The sequence below is a fragment of the Kitasatospora sp. NPDC088160 genome, from assembly GCF_044741445.1.
Taxonomy (GTDB): domain Bacteria; phylum Actinomycetota; class Actinomycetes; order Streptomycetales; family Streptomycetaceae; genus Kitasatospora.
In genome coordinates, this window is sequence record NZ_JBIUSS010000046.1 from 1 (window position 1) to 17978 (window position 17978).

The window sequence follows — 17978 nt, forward strand, 5'->3', positions numbered from 1 at the left end:
CCTGGACCAAGACCGCCGACGAGATCCTCAAGTCCCTCGCCGACTACCTCGCCAAGATCAACCCAGTCGTCCAGGCATCACGGTAATTACTACCCTCATGATTTGTGGCGCATCACACTAGTCACCGATCGGTCGGCCGTGTTGCCGAGGAGGCATCGAGACTTGCTCCACCGCGTACTGTTGTTGTTCCGCAGGCACCACAGGGCTCGGCGCGCTGTCGGTCGCTCCGGAGGTACGGGACGCGCGCCACTCGCGCGGGGACACCCCGTAGGCGGCGCGGAAGGCCCGGCTGAAGTGTGCCGGGTTGACGAACCCCCACCGCTGGGCGACCGCCGAGACCGTCGGCACGGTACCGCCGGGCCGGGCCAACTCCCGGGCGCACGCCTCCAGTCGGCACCGCTGGACGAGCCGGCCCACCGTGACCCCTTCGCCTTCGAAGACCCGGTGCAGGTAGCGCACCGAGATGTGGTGCGCCTGGGCGATGCTCTCCGGCGACAGCTCCGGATCGCCCAGGTGGCGGTTGATGTGCTCCCGCACCCGCTGGACGAGATGGCCGCTCCAGGTGCGGGAGTCGGTGGCCGCCGGTTCGGTGAGCTGGCCGACGAGCATGATGAGCAGATCGGCGACACTGCCGGCCAACCGGTCGCCCACGGAGGCGGGGTAGGAGTGCGCGGAGGCCGCCAGTGTGTCCAGGAAGGGGAGCAGGACGGCCCCGAACCCCTCGGTGGAGGTGATGGCCGTCCCCGCCGCCTGCCGGATGTCGCACTCCGGTAGCCCAAGCAGCCTGCGCGGCACCTGGAAGACGTGGGAGCGGAAGCGCTCCGGGTAGTCGAAGGAGTACGGCCGCGCGGTGTCGTACAGCACGAGGCCGCCCTCCGCCACCTCCGCCCGACGCCCGTCCTGCCGCAACACGGCGCGGCCGGACGCCTGTACACCCACCCCCACCTGCGGCTCCGCCTGCGGGGACCGGGCGATCAGGCCGGCCGTGCGCGACACCCGCGTCGCGTCCGCCTCCATCGTGGACACCCGCAGGTATCCCAGCCGGTGCGACACCAGGCGGCCCTCGAACGGCCGGTCGGCCAGCGGCACCACCTCCACCGGCACCAGTGTCCGCGACACCGCCTCTCCCCAGAACTCCGCCTTCTTGTCCTCCTGGATGGAGGCGGTGGTCACCGTCACATTCACCTGACTGCCCCTCTCGGCCGACGCCCTGCGCAGTCAGCCTGGTCCGCGGGTCGGCGGCGGCGCTAAGTCATTTGACTGCCGGTTCGCGGGGCGGGGGCGATCGTGCGCTCTCGGCACAGGCGCAGTGCACGGGCAGAACAGGAAGCGGCCCGAGAGGTGATGCCGAGCTTGGGAAAGATCTTGTAGAGGTGCGCCGCGACGGTCCGGGGCGACAGGCGGAGCGCGTGGCCGATCTCCTTGTTGCTCAGGTCGGTCGCGGCGAGCCGGGCGACGCGCAGCTCCTGGCCGGTCAGCTCCGCTGCCGGGGCGGCCGGGGTGGCTGAGGTGACCGAGGTGGCCGAGGCTGCAGCAGCGGCCAGGTGGCCTGGTGCAGGGCGCCGAAGGCGAACTCCGTCTCCGCTTCGACGCCGACCGCCCGCAGGACGGCGAAGCCGAGCAGCGGGCGCCCTGAAGGGCATCTCCCCGCAGAATCCGCTGCCACCGCGCCGACTGACAGGCCACCGAGCCGACCGACTGACGGGCTGCAACAACTGGACGGAAGCCGGGCCGTAGTCGGACCACAGAGCCCTGGCGGCGCCCTGACGAGGAAGCAGCCGCCTGCCGCGCAGTGCACAGAGCCTGTCCCAGGGCGCACGGGCCGGGATGTCGCGGGTTGCCTGTCACGGGCGACGCCTACGCTCGTGAACGGTCACTCCCCGCAACAATGACGAGGCGCAGAGGTGTGTATTCGTGGAGCGATGGACCAGGCGCGAGGACGGGCGGCTGCTCACCGGCCAAGGCCGCTACGTCGCCGATATCGCGGTGCCGGGTTGTCTGGACGCGGTCTTCGTCAGAAGCAGGGTGGGCCACGGCACTTTGCGCGAGGTGGACTGTGCCGCCGCCCGTGCGGTGCCCGGTGTGGTGGGGGCCTGGTCTGCCGCGGAGCTGTCGGAGTTGCCCGCGGTGCCGTACACGGTGCTGGCCGGGCTGTCCCACGAGGAGTCGGTGGCCGGTCGGGAGTGGCCGGCGCTGGTGAAGGACCGGGTGCGGTACGCGGGCGAGGCGGTCGCGGTGGTCCTGGGGGAGGACCGTTACCGGGCCGAGGACGGGGCGGCGGAGGTCTCCTGCCGGGTCGATCCGCTGCCCGCGATGGTGACGCCGTCCGCCGCGGCGGACGATTCGGTGCGGCTCTTCGACGGGCTGAGCAACATCGCGTTCCGAGGCGAGGCCGGGAAGCCGGTCGAGGAGTCGGTGTGGCGGGAGGCGGCGGCCGTGGTGGAGGGCCGGTACCGCCAGCAACTGCTGATGCCCACGCCGATGGAGTGCCGCACGATCCTCGCCGTGCCCGAGGGGGACCGGCTGACGGTGTGGTCGGGGCACCAGATGCCGCATCGGCTGCGTCGTGAACTGGCGGCGTTGCTGGGGTGGTCGGTGGACCGGGTGCGGGTGGTGGTGCCGGATACCGGTGGGGCGTTCGGGTCGAAGAGCGCGGCGTTCCCGGAGTTCGTCGTGGTCGCCTTCCTGGCGGTGAGGCTGGGTCGGCCCGTGCGGTGGATCGAGGACCGGCTGGAGTCCATGCTGGTCGCGACCCGGGGTCGGGGGCAGGACCAGCGGGTGCGGCTCGCGGCTGACGCCGATGGGCGGTTGCTCGGCTACGAGTTGGAGATCGAGGCCGACGTGGGCGCCTATCCGCACCTCGGGGTGGGGCTGCCGATGCAGACCGCCTGGCTGGCGACGGGCCCGTACACCACTCCCCAGGTGCATGCGAGTGTTCGCTCGGTGCTGACGAACACGATGCTGACGTATCCCTACCGCGGTGCCGGCCGGCCGGAGGCGACGATCGCGCTGGAGCGGGCGATGGACGTGATGGCGCGTCGGCTGGGTCTGGATCCGGCGGAGCTGCGGCGGCGCAACTTCGTCCCGCCCGGGAGCTTCCCGTACCTGACGCCCACCGGGCGGTGCTATGACAGCGGGAACTACGCCGCCGCGCTGGACCTGGCGCTGGGAACCCTGGGGTACGACGAGTGGCGGGCCGAGCAGGCCCGGCGCCGCACGGATCCGGGCGCCCTGCCGCTGGGCATCGGCCTGTCCTGTTACGTGGAGCGTTCCGGTGGCGAGGCGGGCGGGCTGCACGAGTTCGGCAGTGTCGAGGTCGGCGAGGACGGCACGGTCACCGCTCGGTGCGGTGCGGCGCCCAGCGGTCAGGGACACGAGACGGTCTTCGCCGCGCTGGTCGCCGGGACGCTGGGGGTGGCCGAGGAGCGGGTCCGGTTGGTCGAGGGGGACACCGACGAGCAGCCCGAGGGCCTGGGCTCGTTCGCCAGCCGTTCCGCGCAGGTGGTGGGCGCGTTGCTTCAGCATGTCTCGCGGTCGCTGATCGAGAAGGCCAGGGAGCGGGCAGCGCGGTTGTGGGATCTGCCGGTTGACGAGGTGGAGTGGTCCAACGGCATCGTGCATGCCGCTAAGGACGGCCCGGCGGCCATCGGCGTGGCGGACCTGGTGAAGGTCACCGGGCCGTTGCGGGTGGACGACCGGTTCGAGTCGGGGATGGCCTTTCCGTTCGGCTCCCACGCGGTGGTGGCCGAGGTCGATCCGGAGCTGGGCACCGTCCGGCTGCTGCGGGTGGTGACCGTGGACGACTGCGGAGTGGTGCTCGATCCCATGATCGTGCGCGGGCAGGCCTTCGGGTCGGCCGTCCAGGGCATCGGCCAGGCGCTGTACGAGGGAATGACCTACGACGACGACGGCGTGCCGGTGCTGGCCTCGGGTCTGCTGGACTATCTGCTGCCGACGTTCACCGAGGTCCCGCCGATCGAGGTCAAGGACACCTGCACCCCGAGCCCGGCGACGCCGCTGGGCGCGAAGGGCGCGGGCGAGTCGGGGTGCATCGGTACTCCGGCCGCGATCGTCAACGCGGTGGCCGACGCGCTGCGGATCGCCGACCCGGACCTGTTGCAGATGCCGCTCACCCCGGACGTGGTCTGGCGAGCGGCCCGCGCCCCGAAACACGAGGAGGAGGTCCGGTGAAGCCCGCCGCTTTCGACTACGTCGTGCCGCGCACGGTACCCGAAGCCGTGGAGGCACTCGGTGACCTCGGGCGGAAGGCCCAGGTGCTCGCCGGCGGGCAGAGCCTGATTCTCGACATGCACCTGCAGCGCATCCGCCCCGAGCTGGTGGTCGACATCAACCGCATCGCCGGGCTCGACCGGTTGAGCGTGGACGGCGACACGCTGCGGGTGGGCGCCCTGGTCCGCCACGGCGCCTTCGAGTCGGCGCAGGCCGTGCCGGGCCCGCTCGGCGCGCTGTTCGCGCATGCCGCGGTGAACATCGCGCATCCGCCGATCCGCTCCCGCGGCACGATGGTGGGCAGCTTCGCCTGGGCGCACCCCGCCTCGGAGTGGTGCGCCATCGGCACCGCCCTGGGCGCCGACATCGAGGTGCGCGGCCTGGAGGGCAGACGCACGGTCGCGGCCCGCGACTGGTTCCACGGTCCGCACCGGACCGCGCGCCGACCGCAGGAACTCATCACCGCCGTGCGGTTCCCGCTGCTCGGCGACGACACAGGGGTCGGCTTCGTCGAGCACCGGCGCACGCACTTCTGCTTCGCCCAGGTGGCCGTCGCCGCCGCGCTGACCGTGTGCGACGGGGTGATCAGCGAGGCGCGGATCGGCCTGGTCAACTGCGCCGACCGGCCGCTGCGGGCCCACGCAGCCGAGCAGTCGCTGATCGGCACCGAGGTCGGCGCGCCCGTGGACGGCTACCGGCTGCCCGACGGCCATCCGTTCACCCACGCGGGCCGGATCGCGGCGACCCAGGACGCCGCACCCCTGCCCGAGCCGTTCGCCGATGTCGAGTACAAGCGGCACGCCATCGCGGTCCTGGTCGGCAGGACACTGTGCCAGGCGGCGAACGACCAGCGGTCGCGCCTCGCCCAGCCCAAGGGAGACCACACGTGAAGATCACTCTTACGGTGAACGGGGAGGCGTATCCGCTCGACGTGGAGCCGCGCCGCATCCTCGCCGACGTGCTGCGGGAGGACTGCCGGCTCACCGGCACTCACCTGGGCTGCGAGCACGGGATCTGCGGGGCGTGCACGGTGCTGGTGGACGGCGAGGCCGTCCGGTCGTGCCTGATGTTCGCGGTGCAGTGCGACGGCAGTTCGGTGCGCACCGTGGAAGGGCTCGCCGGGCCCGAGGGTGAGCCCCACCCGCTCCAGCGTGCGTTCTCCGCCGAACACGCCCTGCAGTGCGGCTTCTGCACCCCGGGATTCCTGATGGTGGCCGCCGGGGCGCTGGAGGCCGATCCCGCCATCGGCGACTCCCCGGAGCGCGTCGACGGCCTGGTCGGTTCCAACATCTGCCGGTGCACCGGCTACGAACCCATCCGCCGCGCGATCCTGCGGGCCGCGCGCGAGCAGACCGGAGGAGAGCGGGACGCCGGTAACCGGTGACATCCCCGCGGGGATCATCGACGGCCACGCGCACTGGCTGCCACGCGACCTGCTCGCACACCGACCACGCGGCGATCGCCAGGGCCGCGGGCGCGCGGGGCATCCGGGTGGAGCAGCCGGCGGAGGTGCGCGAGGCCCTCCGGCACCCGGGCCCGGCCCTCGTCGACGTCGTCACCGACCCCAACGCGCTCTCCATCCCGCCCAGGATCACCTCCGAGCAGCTCATCGGGTTCGCCCTGTCCGCCGGCCGCACCGTCGTGAACGGCGGCGTCGGACGCATGGTGCAGCCGGCCCGCGCCAACCTGCGCAACATTCCCGGAATTTGATGCAGCGTCATGCAAGGGCGGCGGACGGCGGATGGGGTCTGCCGCCCGCCGCCTTACCTGTGCGCTGTCTTGGCGGGTCAGTTGGCGATGGTGGCGTGCATCTCCCAGGCCAGGATCTCCGCGGGTTCGACCGCGGTGACCCTCTGCCCGCCGATCGCGGTGAAGCGTACGGCGTCGCCGGCGGCCAGTGGGCCGATGCCTTCCAGGGCGACATTGCCGCGCGGGACGAAGAGGTGCACGAAGGGGGCGTCGGGCAGTTCGGCGCTCTGGCCGGGTTGCAGCCGGGCCACGTGCAGCGCCGCGTAGCGGTTCCTGATGCGGATGGCGGCGGCGCCGTCGTGCTTGTCCATCCCGGAGGCGACCGGGATCAGGCCGCCGGACAGCAGCGCGTCGTCGATTTCGAGCTGCTCATAGCCGGGTGTGATGCCACCTTCGTCGGGGACGACCCACATCTGCACGAAGTGGACGGGATCGGTGTGGGCGTCGGCGCCGCTGAGGCGCCAGGAGTCGTTCTTCTCCGAGTGCAGGATGCCGGTGCCGGCGCTCATGCGCTGGGCGAGTCCGGGGTAGATCACGCCGGAGTGGCCGGTGGAGTCCTGGTGGACCAGCGAGCCCTGTAGGACCCAGGTGACGATCTCCATGTCGCGGTGCGGGTGGGTCTCGAAGCCGCTTCCCGGGCGGACGGTGTCGTCGTTGTTGACGAGCAGCAGCCCGTGGTGGGTGTTGGCGGCGTCGTAGTGTCCGCCGAAGGAGAAGGAGTGCTTGGAGTCCAGCCAGTCGATCTTCGTGGCGAGGCGCTCGCCGGCGCGGCGGACGTCGACGCGGGGGTGGTTCGCGGTGGTGTTCACCGTGTTCTCCTTTCGGGCGGTCCGGGAGCTCTCGCGAGGGCCCGGTGGCGCCTTTGTGGCACCCTGCACAAGAGAACATAGTTCATTGTTCAACTATTCCGTCCGGGGGCGCCTCGCGGGGGCGGTGTCAGGGCCCGTACTGCTCCAGCAGGCGCAGCCAGATCTCACTCATGGCGGGGAACGCCGGGACGGCGTGCCACAGACGCTCCAGCGGGACCTCGCCGACGATGGCGACGGTCGCCGCGTGGATCAGTTCGCCGACACCGGGGCCGACCAGGGTGCAGCCGACCACGACGGATCGCTGCTCGTCCGCGACCAGCTTGGCGTGCCCGCGGTAGCCGTCGGCGAGCAGCGAGGCTCCGGCGACGTCGCCGATCGGGTACTCCACCGCCCGGACCGGGAGCCCGGCCCGGCGGGCCTGCTCCTCGGTCAGGCCGACGGCGGCGGCCTCCGGCCTGGTGAAGACCACCTGCGGTACGGCGTGGTGGTCGGCGGTGGCCGCCCAGGCGGCCCAGGGGGTGGGGTTCGCGTGGCGTCCGGCGGCGCGTGCCGCGATCGCCGCCGCGCAGGCCCTGGCCTGGTACTTGCCCATGTGGGTGAGCGGCGAGCGTTGGTTGATGTCGCCGGCCGCGTAGAGCCAGCCGGCGGCGACCTCCGTGACCCGGCAGCTGTCGTCCACGAGCAGCCGGCCGCCGGGCGCCAGGCCGACCGTCTCCAGGCCGAGCCCGGCGGTACGCGGACTGCGGCCGGTGGCCACCAGGAACTCCTCGGACTCCACCGTGGAGCCGTCGGCCAGGTACGGCGTGACCACGCCGGTCGAGCCGTCCCGGGTCAGGCGCTCGACCTCGGCCCCGGTGCGTATCCCGACGCCCTCGCCGCGCAGCCCGTCGGCGACCCGCACCGCGGCGAACGGCCCCCAGGCGGGCAGCAGCCCCTCGCCGCGCACCATGGCGAACTGCCAGCGGGACAGTTCCACCGTCGCGGACGACGCCATGGTGACTCCTGTCAGCGCTGCGAGGCGGGGTGCGGGTGGAGCGGGTGGGTCACAGCCGCACCAGTGGGGTGTCCACCAGGTGCTCGGTCAGGAACCACACCTGCGCCTCGCCGGTCCGCACGACCTGGGAGACCAGCAGGTCGTTGGTGCCGTCGTCGCCGAGCGCCGCGACCCGGCCAGCGGCATCACGGGCGTCGACGAGGATCGCCTCGTGCGCCGCCAGCAGCCGCGACAGCATCGCCGGCACCTCCTCGACGCCGTCCGGCGGACGCGGGATCGAGGTGATCTCCGCGACGTGCCGCGGGTCGCCGACCGCCACTCCGCCGAGGGACTGGACCCGCTCGGCGAGCACGTCCACCAGCGCCAGCTGCTCGTCCGCGTGCTTGTCCAGCAGCAGGTGCAACTGGTAGAAGGTCGCCCCCCGCATCAGCCAGTGGTGCTTCTTGTGGAGCGTGTAGAGGATCCGGGTGTCCGCGAGTACCCGGTTGAGCCGCTGGCAGGCGTACAGGCGTACAGGCGTACAGGCGCGCATCGTGGGAGAGGCCGAGCGGAACCTGGGTGACGGTTCCGAACTCCTGGATCTCCTGGCCCTTCTGGTGCAGCAGTGGCTGGCTGCTGCCGCCGATGGTGGGGTGGTCGGAACTGCTCATGGGAACTCCCTCGGCCGTCGCGGTCCGGTGACCCCCCGGTCGCGGTCCAGTGACTCGGGCAAAGCTATGGGCGCGCGAAGTGCGGGATTGTTCCGAAGCGCACCGATCATTGCCCCTGCGCGCCCGGCTCGGGCGCACGCCGTCACCGAGCCGGGGTGAGCGGGTGATCGTCGCCCCCTGCCCGGGCGCGCCATTCGCGGGGCGTGACGCCGTAGGCGGCGCGGAAGACGCGGCTGAAATGGGTCGGGCTGACGAATCCCCAGCGCCGGGCCACGGCTGAGACGGTCGGTGTGGCGAAGGCGCGCCGGGACAGGTCGTGTGCGCACATGTCGAGCCGGCGGCGTTGGATCCAGCGGGTCACCGTGGTCTCCTCGCCCTGGAAGAGCTTGTGGAGGTAGCGGACCGAGACGTGGTGTGCGGTGGCGATCCGCTCGGGCGAGAGTGACGGGTCGCCGAGACGGCACATCATGTAGTCCTTGATCCGCGCGAGCATGGCCGGCGCCATCTCCGGTGCCGTCGGGTCCAGATGGCCGCTGTGCTCCTGGATGAGCAGGGCCAGCAGATCGACGGCCGTGTCGGCGAGCCGGATCCCTGCGCAGGGGTCGAGCTTCGCCGCCTCGGAGGCCAGCTTCCGCAGGTACGTGGTGACCAGCCCGACGGATCCGGACGCGGATGCGAACGGCGCGGCGGTGGCCGCCCCGAGGTCTCGGTCGGACACGTGCAGGACGTGCCGAGGCAGCCGGAACGCGGTGAACCCGAAGGCGCCCGGGAACTCCTTGGCGAACGGGCGACTGGAGTCGCAGAGCGCCAACCCGCCCGGGCCGCAGATGATTTCCCGGCCGTCCTGGGAGATCCTCGCGTGGCCCTGGTGTTGAATCGTGAACGCGACCCAGCCCTCGCCGCCGGCCTCGATCGTTCGGCGGCTGCGGGTGACCACCTGCGGTCCGGCTGCCACTCCGGAGATCTGCACGACTCCCAGCCGGTCACTGCTGAGGGTCCCGGGGGAGGGCTCCCGTTCGAGGAGCCGGAGCTCCAGCGGAATGAACGCCCGCGCGACGGCCTCGTGCCAGAACTCGGCACGCTCGCCGGGGGACAGGGATTCGGTGGATACGGTGGTTGGCACAGGGCTCCCCTCGTCGTCAGCCGTGGGCGTTGGGCATGGAGTCACCACCGCTGACCTGGCACTATCTTGCAGGCGTCGCACAGGGCGGCGCTTCTGCCAGATGACCGGTCTCGGCGGTGGAACGCATGGAGCAGCCGCGGGCAAGGACCAACAGCAGGGGTGGGCATGGAGAGCTTCGGCGGCTCGGAGATCGTCGGCAGGGAGCGTGAGCTGGCGCGGATCGCGGGGGTGCTCGACGCGGTGGACAGCCGTGTCGGCGTCCGCGCCCAGGTGCTCGTGCTGACCGCCGAACCCGGCGCGGGCAAGAGCACGCTGGTCGACTGGGCCGCAGCCCGGGCGGCGGGCCGCGGCTTCCAGGTGCTGCGGGCTCGCGCCGGTGAGGGTGAGGAAGGTTTCGGATTCGCCGGGTTGCACCAGCTGCTGCGGCCGCTGCTGGGGGAGGCCGACCGGTTGTCCGCTCCGCAGCGGGAAGCGCTGCTGGTCGCCTTCGGTCAGCAGGCGGCTGCCGGCGACCGGCAGCCCGATCCGCTGCTGATCCGTTACGCGGTCCTGAGTCTGCTGTCCGACGCGGCCACCGGCCGGCGACTGCTCCTGCTCGTCGACGACGCCCAGTGGCTGGACCAGGGCAGCGTGGAGGTGCTCGCCTTCCTCGCCCGTCGGCTGGACGGCGAGGCGATAGGCGTCCTGCTGGCCGCGCGGGAGGAAGGCCTTCCCGGGCAATTCGACCGGGAGTTCGCCGTCCTGGCCGTCACACCGCTGGACCGCGCGGCCGCGGGCCTGCTTCTCGACCGCCAGCCGCAGCCGCCGCGCGGCCGGGCCCGGCTGCGGATCTTCGAGCAGGCTAGCGGCAACCCGCTGGCGCTGACCGAGCTGGCCCGAGCCGTCGCCCGGGAGCCCGGCGGAGCGAAGGGGGCGGACGCCGCCGAATCGCTTCCGCTCACCGCCCGTCTGGAACGCATCTTCGCGGCGGATCTCGCCGGCCTCCCGCAGCGGACCCGGCAGGTGCTGCTGCTGGCCGCCGCGGCCGGCCCCGCGCAGTTCTCCGAGGTGCTGCGGGCCACCCCGGACGCGGGGGACCCGCAGGTGTGGCTACCCGCCGAGCGGGCGGGCCTGGTGCGACTGGAGTCCGGGCAGGCCCGGCTGCGCCATCCGCTGGTGCGCTCCGCCGTCTATCAGGCGGCCTCCTTCGAGGAGCGGCGCGCCGCCCACCAGGCGCTGGCCGAGGCACTGGTGGACGACCCCGACCGGCACGCGTGGCACCTTGCCGCAGCCACGCTCGGACCGGACGAGGAGGTGGCCGGGGCACTGGCCGCCGGCGCGGAGCGGGCACGCCGACGCGGCGGATACGCCGCCGCCGCGGCCACCCTCGAACGTGCGGCCGCACTGACCCCGGACGCGAACCTGCGGGCGAGGCGGCTGCTCGAAGCCGCCACCATGGCGATGCTCGGCGGCTGCCCCCAGTGGGTGGGCGAGCTGGCGGTCAGGGTCTGTGCGATCGCGGAGGACCCGGAACTGCTCGCCGAGGCGTCCATGCGCGCCGGCTGGTCCCTGGCGGTGACCACCCGGCACGAGGAATCGCTGGGATTTCTGGTGCCCGTCGCGCAGTCCATGGTCGAGCGGGCACCCCAGCTCGCCCTGGGCGCGTTGGGCACGGCAGCCACCCCGGCGTACAACGCGGGCTCCCTCTTCTACCGCGCGGAGCTGCGCCGGATCGCCGAGCTGGTGCCGGAACAGCCGGACGAGGTGGACCGGATCTGGCTGCGGGCCGGCACCGAACCCTTCACGGACCGCGAGTGGGCGCTGCCCGAGCTCCGCCGCTGCGTGGCCGAGGCGCCCGAGGACTCACTCGCGCATCTGGCCGAACTCGGCGCCGCCGCCTGGATTCTCGACGAGACGCAGCTGGCCGTTCGGCTGCTCGGCCAGGCGATGGACCATCTGCACCGGGCTCCGACGGCCGGCGGCAACGCGGTCGTCGCGCAGGCGCTCGCGCTCGCACTCTTCGACAGCGGCGCCTGGTCCGCGGCGCGGTCCACCGCGCAGGAGGCGTACCGGGTGGCCGTCGAGGTCGGCTCGGACAACGCCGCGGTGGGATCGCCCATCCTCCAGGGCACCCTGCTCGCGCTGCACGGCGACGCGAGCGGGGCGCGCGAGCTCATCGGGACGGCCGTCGCCGGGGTGGACCTGTCCTGCTCGCCCAGCCTGTTCGTACGGTCCTGCCACGCGCTCGCCCTGGCAGCCCTCGCCGAGGGTGACCACCTCGCGGCGTACCGGCAGCTGCGAGCCGTCTTCTCCCGCGACTTCCACCCCGCCCCGGTGCACTACCACGCGTCGTACTACTACCTCGGCGACCTCGCCGCCGCGGCTGTCCGCGCCGGTCACGAGGACGACGCGCGGGCCGTGCTGGAGGTTGCCGTGCGCTCGCTCGGCTGGCTGCGCTCCGCGCGCCTGGAGGTGGTGGTGAACCGGGCCTGCGCGCTGCTGAGCGGGCTGGACCAGGCGGAGCAGCACTTCCGCGCCGCCCTCGCGGACCCGGCCGGTGACCTGTGGCCCTTCGAACGGGCGCTGGTGCGGCTGGAGTTCGGGGAGTGGCTGCGTCGCCACCGCCGGGTCACCGAGGCGCGCACCGAGCTGAGCGCCGCCCTCGGCATCTTCGAACGGCTCGACGCCCGTCCCTGGACCGAGCGGGCCGCCTCGGAGCTGCGGGCCGCCGGTGTGCCGACCACCCGTACGGAGACCGCCGGCCGCACGGCCGACCTGACTCCGCAACAGCTGGAGATCGCCCGCGCGGCCGCCGCCGGTCTGACCAACCGGGAGATCGGCGCCAAGCTCCTGCTCTCCCCGCGCACCGTCGGCTTCCACCTGCACAAGATATTTCCCAAGCTCGGCATCACCACCCGGACCCAACTGCACGACGCGCTGGGGGACGCGCAGCGTGCGGGCTGACCGCCGGTCCGCGTGGCGACGCCGGCCGGCCGCTACAGCTCGTCGTGGCCGGGCTTGAACGAGGTACCCACGACCGGCGGCAGCAGGGTGCGCGCGTAGCGCAGGACGTCATGGGCGTTGTTGACGGTGGTGCCACCGATGCGCAGGGGCGCGGGGCGCGGATTGGGGCCGACCCCCATCTCGTTCCAGTAGAAGTTGGACAGTGCGTCCCAGTTGTTCTCCAGCTGCTGCACCCAGGAGGGAATGCCGCTGCCCGAGCTTCCCCTGTCGTTCAGGACATTACGGAAGACGCCCTCGACGTCGTTGAACCGGACGGCCTCGGAGGTGAACTGGAGGAGCAGCATCAGCGCGCGGGCGGTCGTGCGCGGATCCTGATCGGCGGAGCGCTGGTTGGCCAGGTCGACGACGGCTCGCCGCACGCTGTCGAAGGAGACCGGCGTGGTGGACCGGTCCCGCTGGGCGGTGCGGGCGAGGGAGACGTAGTTGCCGCCGAACGGGAGCCTGCGGACTCCCGGAATCGGGGCACTGGCGAAGATGTCGTTGAAGACGTACGAGACGCCCGGGGTGGCCTGGGGGGAGAACCCCACCACGTAGAGATTGTCGGGATTGATCCAGAGGTCCACCCCCCGGCCGGTGCCGCCGTCGTCGTCGGCCGTCAGCGAGACCCTGACGACGCCCTCGTCGTGCTCTGCCAACGTCAACTGCGCTGTTCGCAGCCATGGTTGACAGTAAATCGGACGAGTTGACGAGCTGTGTCCCGGCCTTGCCCCAGGGCGTACAAGCGCTGCCTGATTGCGTGCCCAACTGCCCAACTGCCCAACTGCCCAACTGCCTGCCTGCCTGACGGGCCGGCCGGCAGTGGCACCCGGGTCGGCTGGGGACTGCGCGCAGAGACCAGAGGTCGGGCGCCGTCGGACAACGCGGCCTGGCCGGGCGGTTCTACGGTAGCGGCCACGCCTCGGGACTCGGGCGCCGGCCGGGCGACGCCGCGGCCGGCACCTGCCGGGCGGACCACCCCGCACCATGAGGAGACGGAAATATGGCCAAGGACCGCGGCGACGTGCCGCTCCGGCACCAGGTGCTCTTCTACCCGGTGACCGACGCCGCCTTCGACACCAACTCGTACCACCAGTTCGCGACCGGCTACTTCCTGCGCCGCGACGGCATGGAGTGGTTCTGGGACCAGTACACGACCGACCCTGCCCAGCGCGCCGAGATCACCGCCTCCCCGCTGCGCGCCACCACCGAGCAGCTGACCGGTCTGCCCGCCGCGCTGGTGATCACCGGCGAGGCCGACGTGCTGCGCGACGAGGGCGAGGCATACGCGAACAAGCTCCGGGCGGTCGGCGTCCCGGTCACCGCCGTGCGCTACCAGGGCATCATCCACGACTTCGTGATGCTCAACGCCCTGCGCGAGACGCACGCGGCCCAGGCCGCCATCACCCTGGCGACCCAGACCCTGCGTGCGGCGCTGCACGCCGTCTGACGTCCGCTCCGCACCGTCGAGGACCCGGTGCCACCGTGCTGTGCACCGGCGGTGCCGGGTCCTTGTTCGCGCGCCCGGCTGAGCAGGCGCTCCGGGCCGCAGTGGTGCACGTCGCCGTGTGCCGTGTGTCGTGCGCCGCTGCCGTGACCGATCCGGCGGCGATCCAGCCGAGTGTCCCGGCCGGTTACGACCGCGAGCCGCCGTCATGGATCTCGGCGATGTAGCCGCCGGGGAACTGCACCATCGCGCTGTCGCGCCGGGGGGAGGCGTACGGCCCCCACAGCACAGTCGCGCCGGCGGCCCGGGCCTTGGCGAGGGTCGCGGCGAGGTCGCTCACGGCGTAGCCGGTGCTCTCGCGTCCGAAGGGGTAGGGCAGGTGCCCGTCGGTGACCGCGACGGAGGTGTCGCCGAACGGTGAGCTGATCCGGATCCGCCGGTAGGAGGTGCCGGGCAGGCCGAGTTCGGCGCCCGGTGCGTGGTTGTCGTCGGAGACCACCGTGCCGCCGGTGAAGCCCAGGTACGAGTGCAGGAAGGATCGGGTCGCGCCGCTCGGCAGGTAGAGCCGGTTCTCCGGTACGGACGCGAGCGCCGGGTACGAGGGTGCCTTGGTGTGCCAGTACAGCTGCGCGTAGATGCCGCCGGGGAACTGGACGATCGCGTCGCGGCCGATCGGGTCGGCGAACGGCGCGACGACCGTGTTCGCCCCGTCCGCCTCGGCCTTGCGCACGCCGCGGTCCAGGTCCGTGACGAGCCAGCCGGTGCGCTCGGCGCCGAACGGGTAGGGGACGGGCGTCTGGTAGTCGAAGACGGAGAGCGTGCCGACGGGGGAGAGGACGAGCTCGGACTTGGTCAGGCTCGGGGTCGGTGTGACGTCGGCGAGGACCTGCGGCGTGTTGGTGCCGCCGAAGGTCGCCTCCCAGCTGCTGACGAAGGAGTCCATCGCGCCGGGCGTCACGTACACGTGCGTCGTGTCGTACTGGGGGCCGACGGCGAGGCCGGGGCGTCCGGCGGTGGGCGCCGCGGGGGCCGACGGTGCGGTGACGAAGGCCAGCGCGGTGGTGGCGGTGACCGCCGCCAGCAGGCGCAGGGAGAGGCGCATGGGCATGTGAAGTGTCCTTCCGGGAGACAGAGTTGGCCGAGGGGGTGACGGCGGGGCGGACGCCTCAGTCGCGCTCGCGGTAGCCGACCGCGATCGCGGCGACCAGGACCGTGCCGGCCAGCAACGCCCAGCCGAGGTGTCCGTGGATGACGAGCGCGGCTCCGGGAGCGGCGCCCGCGAGCATCGCCAGGACCGCGTAGAGGCGCCGGCCCAGGCGGGGGTTGGCGCCGCCGGCCAGCGAGGAGTCCGCGGCGAGGCCGGTCAGGGTGAGGGTGAGCACCGTCGTGGTCAGGTCCGGCACGCCCAACTTGCGGACCGTGCCGTTGCGCAGGCCCATGGCCACGGCCAGCAGCGCGATCAGTGCCTCCTGCTGCGCCCGCCCGCTCGCGGTGAACGTGATGGCGGTCGCTGCGGCTTGCAGCGCGGTCTCGGCCAGCAGCGCGGTGCGCAGCCAGCGCTCCCGGCGGCCGTCGCGCTGTCGCAGCGCCAGCCGGCCGGCCAGGACCGAGCCCAGCAGGAAGGCGGCGAGCGAGGTGAGCGAGCCCGCGATCGAGAAGCCGGGCGTGCCCACCATGGCGAAGGCGACCACGACGACGTTCCCGGTCATGTTCGCGGTGAACACGTGGCCGAGCCCCAGGTAGCTCACCGCGTCGATCAGGCCGCTGACCGCAGTCAGCGCGAACAGGGCCAGGGCCAGCGGGTGGCGGTCCCGGACCTGCGCGGCGGCCACGGTGCTGTCGGACTGGGTGGTCGTCATCTGGGCGTCCTTCAGGGCTGTCCAGCGCGGTGCGCCACCGGGGGTGCGGGGCCCGGCGGCGCACGGCGGATACGGAATACGGGAGGCGGAATGCGGGATAACGGGATGCGGGATGTGGGTCAGAGGAAGCAGGGGTCGTCGAGGGCCGGCCCGCCCGGGCCGGGGACGAGAAGTCCGCGCGCCTGCCGCCACTCGCGCTGCTCGTCGGAGGCGGCGGCTGCCTCGGCCACCTGCGCGGCCTGCCGGACGCCGGTGAGGCTGGGCGCGGGGGTGGCCTGGTAGCCGCCGAAGCGCGCCACGGGGCTCCACAGCGGGACCACGGCCGGCAGCTCGGGGGCGAGACCCTCGTGCTCCTGGACACTGTGCACGATGCGGCCGCCGACCACGGTGAGGACGGACTCGATGTGGGGGATGTCGGCCTCGTCCACCGTCAGGTAGTCGGCACTGAGCACCGCGAAGTCGGCGTAACAGCCCACCCGCAGCCGGCCCTTGACCTCCTGCTCGCCGGTGAGCCGGGCGCCGCCCAGGGTGTAGAGCTCCAGCGCCTCCTCGCGGCTGAGCCGGTTGGCCGCCGGGCGGAGCGTACGTCCGCCGACGGCGCGCCCGGAGACCAGCCAGTGCAGCGCCACCCACGGGTTGTAGGAGGAGACCCGGGTGGCGTCCGTGCCCGCGCCGACCGTCAGCCCGCGTTCCAGCATCGCCCGCACCGGCGGCGCCTCGGCAGCCGCGGCGGCGCCGTAGCGGCGCACGAACGCCTCACCCTGGAAGGACAGCCGGTTCTGCACCGAGACGGCCCCGCCGAGCGCGGCGATCCGGTCCAGACTCGCGGAGGAGACCGTCTCGGCGTGGTCGAAGAGCCACCGGTTCCCGCCCGGGAAGAGGCCCTCGGCGGCGAGCCTCTCGAAGACCGCCAGGTCGCGGCGGATCGTCTCGTCGTAGCTGGCGTGCAGCCGAAAACCCCAGCCGTGCTCCATCAGCAGCCGGACGGCCTGCTCGAACCCGGCCTCGTACGGGCCGAGTTCGGGGCGCGGCTCGGTGAAGTTCTCGAAGTCCGCAGCCGCCCAGGTGAGATTCTCCCCGGCACCGTTCAGCCGCAGCCACTCGTCCCCGTCACCCGGTCGGACGGTGGCCACCCAGCGCGCCAGGTCGTCCAGCTCCTGTCCGGCGGTCTGCGGGAAGAGGTGGTAGGCGATCCGCAGCGTCAGCTCGCCGTTCTGCGCGAGCTGCATGACGGTGCCGTAGTTCTCCGGGAAGCTCTGGAAGCCGCCGGCCGCGTCGATGGCCGAGGTCAGCCCGAAGCGGTTGAGCTCGCGCAGGAAGTGCCGGGTGGAGGCGGCCTTCTCGGCCTCGTCCAGCGTCGGCGCCTTGGCGAGCGTGGAGTACAGCAGCAGGGCGCCGGGGGCGGCCAGCAGCAGGCCGGTCGGCTGTCCGTCGTGGCCGCGCACGATCTGGCCGCCCACCGGGTCCGGGGTGTCGCGGTCGAACCCCGCGGCCCGCAGCGCCGCCCGGTTCATCAGCGCCGACTGGTACAGGTGCAGGACGAAGACGGGGGTGTCGGGCGCCGCGGCGTTCAGCTCGGCCACCGTGGGCAGCCGGCGCTCGGCGAACTGGTCCGCGGACCAGCCGCCGACCACCCGGACCCACTGGCCGGGCGGGGTGCGTTCGGCCTGGGTGCGGAGCATGGCCAGCGCCTGGCGCAGTGTCGGTACGCCGTCCCAGCGCAGCTCCAGCACGTAGTTGAGACCGCCCCGGACGACGTGCAGGTGCGAGTCGTTGAGGCCCGGGACGGCACGTCGTCCGAGCGCGTCGACGACCCGGGTCCGCGGGCCGATCTGCGGGATGACGTCCGCGTCGTCGCCGACGGCGATGATCAGACCGTCGCGGATCGCGACCGCGCTCGCCCGCGGGTGCGACGGGTCGCCGGTGTACACCTTGGCGTTGCGCACGACCAGGTCGGCGGCTCGGCCGGCTTCGCCGGGGTGACCGGCGCGGATCCCGGCGACAGGCATGCTCGACATGATGGTGACCGTCCTTGTCGTTCGGGCCGGACAGCGCGAGCGGCACGGCCCGTTGAGCTCTGGCACGAGTCAACCTAGGGCGGCATCGAGCTGCGACTTTGCTCTGCACGCACCGGCTCT

General features: G+C 72.7%; 13 protein-coding genes and 3 pseudogenes. 6 read left to right on the forward strand and 10 right to left on the reverse strand.

Going from position 1 to position 17978, the window contains the following annotated elements; all coding sequences use genetic code 11:
- Window positions 1-117 precede the first annotated feature (117 nt).
- Both ACIOGZ_RS40790 and ACIOGZ_RS40795 read right to left on the reverse strand, forming a co-directional pair.
- Complete coding sequence (locus ACIOGZ_RS40790; protein WP_400989666.1) at window positions 118-1173, reverse strand: helix-turn-helix domain-containing protein; 1056 nt, start codon at window positions 1171-1173, stop codon at window positions 118-120.
- A gap of 74 nt (window positions 1174-1247) precedes the next feature.
- Window positions 1248-1643, reverse strand: a complete 396-nt coding sequence (locus ACIOGZ_RS40795) for a response regulator transcription factor (protein ID WP_400989668.1) — start codon at window positions 1641-1643, stop codon at window positions 1248-1250.
- A gap of 271 nt (window positions 1644-1914) precedes the next feature.
- On the opposite strand from ACIOGZ_RS40795, the gene ACIOGZ_RS40800 reads away from it, so the two are divergent.
- From ACIOGZ_RS40800 to ACIOGZ_RS40815, 4 genes and pseudogenes are all read left to right on the forward strand, one after another.
- Window positions 1915-4191: a xanthine dehydrogenase family protein molybdopterin-binding subunit gene (locus ACIOGZ_RS40800; RefSeq protein ID WP_400812275.1), complete on the forward strand. Its 2277-nt coding sequence runs from the start codon at window positions 1915-1917 to the stop codon at window positions 4189-4191.
- Complete coding sequence (locus ACIOGZ_RS40805) at window positions 4188-5120, forward strand: FAD binding domain-containing protein (protein WP_363633276.1); 933 nt, start codon at window positions 4188-4190, stop codon at window positions 5118-5120. The genes ACIOGZ_RS40800 and ACIOGZ_RS40805 overlap by 4 nt, the downstream gene beginning before the upstream one ends.
- Window positions 5117-5614 (forward strand): (2Fe-2S)-binding protein, encoded by a 498-nt coding sequence (locus ACIOGZ_RS40810; protein WP_363588227.1) that lies wholly within the window; start codon window positions 5117-5119, stop codon window positions 5612-5614. The genes ACIOGZ_RS40805 and ACIOGZ_RS40810 overlap by 4 nt, the downstream gene beginning before the upstream one ends.
- Before the next feature lie 53 nt (window positions 5615-5667).
- Window positions 5668-5940 (forward strand): annotated as a pseudogene (locus tag ACIOGZ_RS40815) (ubiquinone-dependent pyruvate dehydrogenase); the annotation flags it as partial.
- A 77-nt stretch (window positions 5941-6017) separates the two neighbouring features.
- Here ACIOGZ_RS40815 and ACIOGZ_RS40820 read toward each other — a convergent pair.
- From ACIOGZ_RS40820 to ACIOGZ_RS40835, 4 genes and pseudogenes are all read right to left on the reverse strand, one after another.
- Window positions 6018-6788, reverse strand: a complete 771-nt coding sequence (locus ACIOGZ_RS40820; protein WP_363633274.1) for a pirin family protein — start codon at window positions 6786-6788, stop codon at window positions 6018-6020.
- 127 nt (window positions 6789-6915) lie between these two features.
- The gene (locus tag ACIOGZ_RS40825; RefSeq protein WP_400989671.1) at window positions 6916-7782 is read right to left on the reverse strand and encodes an FAD-dependent oxidoreductase; all 867 of its coding nucleotides are present in this window, start codon (window positions 7780-7782) and stop codon (window positions 6916-6918) included.
- A gap of 49 nt (window positions 7783-7831) precedes the next feature.
- Window positions 7832-8432, reverse strand: a pseudogene (locus ACIOGZ_RS40830) (Dps family protein).
- Between the two features lie 142 nt (window positions 8433-8574).
- Window positions 8575-9555 carry a helix-turn-helix domain-containing protein gene (locus tag ACIOGZ_RS40835; RefSeq protein ID WP_363588221.1) on the reverse strand — a complete coding sequence of 327 codons (981 nt, stop codon included), beginning with the start codon at window positions 9553-9555 and terminating at the stop codon, window positions 8575-8577.
- 165 nt (window positions 9556-9720) lie between these two features.
- On the opposite strand from ACIOGZ_RS40835, the gene ACIOGZ_RS40840 reads away from it, so the two are divergent.
- Window positions 9721-12498, forward strand: a complete 2778-nt coding sequence (locus ACIOGZ_RS40840; protein ID WP_400989673.1) for an AAA family ATPase — start codon at window positions 9721-9723, stop codon at window positions 12496-12498.
- A 32-nt stretch (window positions 12499-12530) separates the two neighbouring features.
- Here ACIOGZ_RS40840 and ACIOGZ_RS40845 read toward each other — a convergent pair whose 3' ends face one another.
- Window positions 12531-13199: a ribosome-inactivating family protein gene (locus ACIOGZ_RS40845; protein ID WP_400989675.1), complete on the reverse strand. Its 669-nt coding sequence runs from the start codon at window positions 13197-13199 to the stop codon at window positions 12531-12533.
- Between the two features lie 338 nt (window positions 13200-13537).
- Here ACIOGZ_RS40845 and ACIOGZ_RS40850 point away from each other — a divergent pair.
- Window positions 13538-13984: pseudogene (locus ACIOGZ_RS40850) on the forward strand (alpha/beta hydrolase fold domain-containing protein); the annotation flags it as partial.
- 184 nt (window positions 13985-14168) lie between these two features.
- On the opposite strand, the gene ACIOGZ_RS40855 reads toward ACIOGZ_RS40850, so the two are convergent.
- From ACIOGZ_RS40855 to ACIOGZ_RS40865, 3 genes are all read right to left on the reverse strand, one after another.
- Complete coding sequence (locus ACIOGZ_RS40855; protein ID WP_400812288.1) at window positions 14169-15089, reverse strand: glyoxalase; 921 nt, start codon at window positions 15087-15089, stop codon at window positions 14169-14171.
- Window positions 15090-15147: 58 nt separating this feature from the next.
- Window positions 15148-15840 (reverse strand): YoaK family protein, encoded by a 693-nt coding sequence (locus ACIOGZ_RS40860; RefSeq protein WP_363588213.1) that lies wholly within the window; start codon window positions 15838-15840, stop codon window positions 15148-15150.
- A gap of 119 nt (window positions 15841-15959) precedes the next feature.
- A complete protein-coding gene (locus tag ACIOGZ_RS40865) occupies window positions 15960-17858 on the reverse strand; it encodes an amidohydrolase (RefSeq protein WP_400989678.1) in 1899 nt (632 codons plus the stop codon).
- Window positions 17859-17978 lie beyond the last annotated feature (120 nt).